The 210-nt window shown below is 82.9% G+C and carries 1 protein-coding gene; it reads left to right on the forward strand.

Going from position 1 to position 210, the window contains the following annotated elements:
• Positions 1–210, forward strand: a 210-nt coding sequence (locus QWY29_RS20880) for a hypothetical protein (protein ID WP_300963118.1), incomplete at both ends; no start/stop codon positions are given.

Here is a 210-nt window from a genome sequence, read left to right on the forward strand (position 1 = left end):
GTGCCGTCGAGACCGTCGGCCGGGGCGTGCCGCGGGTGCTGCGCACCGTGGTGCTCGCCGCCTGCGGCGTCGCGCTCGTCGCGCCCGTCGGCGCCGCCTCGGCCGGCGCGCCGCCGCACACCGTCCAGGCCCGGCACGGGCTGCCGGTGCCGGACCGGGCGACCTCCACCGCGGCGTGGGTCGCCGAGGCGGTGCGGTCGGCCACCGCGT

Origin of the sequence: Nocardioides abyssi, assembly GCF_030412915.1 — a bacterium.
GTDB classification, from domain to species: domain Bacteria; phylum Actinomycetota; class Actinomycetes; order Propionibacteriales; family Nocardioidaceae; genus Nocardioides; species Nocardioides abyssi.